The organism is Metalysinibacillus jejuensis (assembly GCF_003057615.1).
Lineage (GTDB): Bacteria > Bacillota > Bacilli > Bacillales_A > Planococcaceae > Metalysinibacillus > Metalysinibacillus jejuensis.
Window position 1 is genome coordinate 1 of sequence record NZ_QAFW01000136.1, and the last position, 1,059, is coordinate 1,059.

A 1,059-nucleotide genomic window follows, 5' to 3' on the forward strand; every position below is an offset into this window, starting at 1 on the left:
TGTTGATTAACTAAGTTTTACCAATAAAATGCAATAAAAAAGAGAGATTCCATGTAAAATGTAAGTTACCACACCAACATTTACGAGGAGGAATCTCTCATGGCTAAGAATACCACGATTTTCACGTTACTTCAAAACTTTATTTCACAGGAAGAAATCAAAGAGATTCTTGCTGAATATGGCTTTGAAGATACAGCTCGTAAATGCGATGTACCGACACTTTTAGCTTATTTAGTTGGCGCTGCTGCTTTCGAATGGAAAAGCTTACGTCACGCAGCAGATGTTGCTTCAGCACAAGGCTTGAAATCTGTGGATTATTCCACGCTTTCTAAACGCTTAGGCGAGCTGAATTACCACATTGTGAAACGCATTTTTAACGTCATTGTTGGCCGTCTAAACCGAGCAGCACGTCGTAAATTAAAGCTAAAAAAAGACTTACTGGCAATTGATTCGACAACGATTACAGTTGGGAAAACACGTTTACCATGGGCTTTATATCACGGTGAGCGTTCAGGTATTAAACTGCACGTTAGCTTTACAAATTCAACAGAGATGCCCCTGAAAGTCGTGGAAACAACAGGTTTGAAAAACGATGGTCCAATTGGTGTAAAGTTAGAGGACAAGCGTTTTATCTTAGTAGCGGACCGTGCTTATTTTTCAATCGATAAAGCGGATCGTTACGCGCGAACAGGGCAAGATTTCGTCATTCGTTTGAAAGAGAATATTCACCTAAGCCGCAAGAAATCATTGAAAAGAACCGTTGTCACAGGTTCCAACGTGACAGCTGATTTTACGTGCATCATCGGTACGGCGCAAAAACAAACAAAGAAACGTCATCGTGTCGTTGAATTTGTCGATTACGAAGGTGAACTTGTACGCGTTGTAACGAACCTTTTGGATGTAACCGCTGAAGAAATCGCTGGCATGTACAAAGAACGCTGGGCAATTGAATCCTTTTTTCGTTGGATCAAGCAGAACTTAAATGTGCCTGTTTTATTTGGCACAACTGAAAACGCCGTGTTTAACCAATTGTTCGCGGCTTTAATTGCCTACGTATTA

1 protein-coding gene is annotated in these 1,059 nt (G+C 40.5%); it reads left to right on the plus strand.

The window, feature by feature from the left end; translation table 11 throughout:
- Positions 1-99: 99 nt before the first annotated feature.
- The coding region (locus DDE80_RS14445) for an IS4 family transposase (RefSeq protein ID WP_108308642.1) at positions 100-1,059 on the plus strand (960 nt) is incomplete at its 3' end.